The organism is Pinirhizobacter sp. (assembly GCF_035317885.1).
GTDB lineage: Bacteria > Pseudomonadota > Gammaproteobacteria > Xanthomonadales > Rhodanobacteraceae > Pinirhizobacter.
Window position 1 is genome coordinate 1 of the sequence record NZ_DATHFX010000450.1, and the last position, 2,742, is coordinate 2,742.

The following is a 2,742-nucleotide window of genomic DNA, read 5'->3' on the forward strand; positions in this document are numbered from 1 at the left end:
TCTTGCGTTGGCTGCACGCGGCGGGTCGTACGGTGCAGCAGCCGGGTACCCAGCAGCGCTTCGAGCTCCTGGACTGCCGTGGAGGCGCTCGCCTTGGGCATGCCCAGCGAGTCCGCCGCCCGGGTGAAGCTGGACAGTTCCGCGACACGGGCGAACACCTGCATGGCCTGGAGCTGGTCCATTGGTAGAAATTCCCGAACAGAGCAATTGGTTCCGGCTAGTTTATCACCCACCTCCCGACCAATAGAGTGATCACACATTCAATCCCCGGAGCACCCGCATGAGCAACACGATCGCCCTCGTTACCGGTGGCAGCCGCGGCCTGGGCCGCAACACCGCCATCGCCCTCGCCCGCCTGGGCACCGATGTCGTGCTCACCTATCACAGCAACAAGGCGCAGGCCGATTCGGCCGTGGCCGAGATCCAGAAGCTCGGCCGCAAGGCCACGGCATTGCAACTGGATACGGGCAATACGTCCGGCTTCGACGCCTTTGTCGGGGAGCTGAAAAAAGCATTGAAAACAACCTGGAACACGGACAAGTTCGACCAGTTGGTCAACAACGCCGGCACGGGCCTGCATGCGGCCTTCGCCGAAACCACCGAAGCGCAGTTCGATAGCCTGATGAATGTCCACGTCAAGGGACCGTACTTCCTCACCCAGAAACTGCTGCCGCTGATGAACGACGGTGGCCGCATCGTCATGCTGTCCAGTGGACTGGCACGGTTCTCGATGGCCGGCGTGTCGGCCTATGCATCGATGAAGGGTGCAGTCGAAGTCCTGGCAAGGTGCCTGGCCAAGGAACTGGGCCCGCGTGGCATCGCTGTGAATTCGTTCGCCCCGGGCGCCATCGCCACCGACTTCGGCGGCGGCAGCGTGCGCGACAATCCGGAAGTGAACAAGATGGTGGCCGCCAATACCGCCCTGGGCCGCGCGGGCGAAGCGGACGACATCGGCCCGGCCATTGCCTCGCTACTCTCCCCGGCCAACCGCTGGATCAACGGCCAGCGCATCGAGGCCTCTGGCGGCATGTTCGTGTAAGGGAAGTTTGTGGGGGGTCAGAGTGAAAACTCTGACCCCGGTGGCCGGGAAAATCAGCGAAGGGTGAATTCGTCCGCGTCCATCCATGCCGGGAATCGCTCGCGGTGGGCGAGCAACGGTGCCGGGTCGATCTTCACCGTCACCACCTGCTCCAGCGAACCCAGTTCAACCAGCGCCTCGCCGACCGGATCGATCACCGCGCTATCGCCCGCGTACGGCAAGTCGTTGCCATCCACGCCCACGCGGTTCACGCCGATCACGTAGCTCAGGTTCTCGATCGCACGCGCGCGCAACAGTGTGCGCCACGGCTGCCTGCGCGGCGCAGGCCAGTTGGCCACGAAGATGGCAAGGTCGTAGTCCATGCCGCCTTCGGCTTCCTCGCGGCGGCCATTGCGCAGCCATACCGGGAAGCGCAGGTCGTAGCAAACCTGCGGCAGGATGCGCCAGCCCTTCAGTTCCACCACCAGGCGCTTGTCACCGCCGCCATAGCGATGGTGTTCGTTGGCCATGCGGAACAGGTGGCGCTTGTCGTAATACGACAACGAGCCATCGGGCGACACCCACAGCATGCGGTTGAAGTTGGTCTCGCCATCCCGGATCACCACGCTGCCGGTGATCGTGGCGTTGACTTCGCTGGCCAACTCACGCGCCCAGGCCACGCCCGGACCGTCCATCGATTCGGCGTTGCCGAGCGTCTGGTTGGTAAAACCGGAGAGGAATGTCTCGGGCAGTACGAACAGGTCGCTGGCCGGCGCATGGCGGACAAGGCTGCCGTAGTAAGCCCGGTTGGCCTCGGCGTCGTGCCAGCGCGTAGCGCCCTGCACCAGGGTTACGGTTAAAGTTTGCACAGGCGCTCCGCGGCGGCTTCCATGGTGGGGTCCACCTTGGCGAAACAGAAACGGATCAGGCGGGTGTCCGGCGGCGTGGCGTAGAAAGGCGTGAGCGGGATGGCGGCGACCCCGCCTTCGCGCACCAGCCACTCGGCGAAGTTGATGTCGTCGATGTCGCGGATCTGGCTGTAGTCGGCCAGCTGGAAGTAGCCGCCGGGGACATCAAGCAAGCCGAAACGCGAGCCTTTCATCAGGTCGCGGAAGCGATCGCGCTTGGATTGATAGAAGGCCGGCAGTTCCAGGTAGTGTTCCGGCGTGCTGGCCAGGAATTCAGCGAACGCCCACTGCGCCGGGTTGAAGGTGCAGAAGGTAAGGTACTGGTGCACCTTTCGGAATTCAGCGGTAAGCGTCTTGGGCGCTACGCAGTAACCCACCTTCCAGCCCGTGCAGTGGTAGGTCTTGCCGAACGAGGACACCACGAAGCTGCGCGCGGCAAGCTCCGCGTGGCCGAGCACGCTCTGGTGCACGGCGCCGTCGAACACGATGTGTTCGTATACCTCGTCGGATAACACGATGATTCCCGTGTCGCGCACGATATCGGCGAGGGTGTCCAGGTCGCCCTTTGCCAGCACCGCACCGGAGGGGTTGTGCGGCGAATTGATCATGATCATCCGCGTGCGCGGCGTGATCGCATCGCGCACGCGCTGCCACGGGATGGAGAAGCCGGGCAACGACAGCGGGATGTGCACCGCGACCGCACCCTGCAGGTCGATCGCCGGTTCATAGCTGTCATAGGCCGGGTCGAACACGATCACTTCGTCGCCCGCGCGCACCACGGCGGCGATGGCAGCGAAGATGGCCTCGGTGGCGCCG

The 2,742-nt window shown here is 64.2% G+C and carries 4 protein-coding genes; 1 reads left to right on the forward strand and 3 read right to left on the reverse strand.

The annotated features are described in order from the left end of the window. Positions 1–182: helix-turn-helix domain-containing protein (locus VK519_RS14755; RefSeq protein WP_324350988.1), on the reverse strand; the 182-nt coding region annotated here is incomplete at its 3' end. Between the two features lie 98 nt (positions 183–280). On the opposite strand from VK519_RS14755, the gene VK519_RS14760 reads away from it, so the two are divergent. Then, the gene (locus VK519_RS14760) at positions 281–1,039 is read left to right on the forward strand and encodes an SDR family NAD(P)-dependent oxidoreductase (protein WP_324350990.1); all 759 of its coding nucleotides are present in this window, start codon (positions 281–283) and stop codon (positions 1,037–1,039) included. A 53-nt stretch (positions 1,040–1,092) separates the two neighbouring features. On the opposite strand, the gene VK519_RS14765 is transcribed toward VK519_RS14760, so the two are convergent. Together VK519_RS14765 and VK519_RS14770 are read right to left on the reverse strand one after the other, a co-directional pair. Further along, on the reverse strand, positions 1,093–1,887 hold the full coding sequence (locus VK519_RS14765) for an amidohydrolase (RefSeq protein WP_324350992.1): 795 nt from the start codon (positions 1,885–1,887) through the stop codon (positions 1,093–1,095). Further along, positions 1,875–2,742, reverse strand: an 868-nt coding sequence (locus VK519_RS14770) for a methionine aminotransferase (RefSeq protein WP_324350994.1), incomplete at its 5' end; no start/stop codon positions are given. The genes VK519_RS14770 and VK519_RS14765, both read right to left, overlap by 13 nt.

Bases quoted from the DNA above. Each gene is read 5' to 3' on its own strand.
- VK519_RS14760 (WP_324350990.1), top strand. From the start codon at position 281: ATGAGCAACACGATCGCCCTCGTTACCGGTGGCAGCCGCGGCCTGGGC.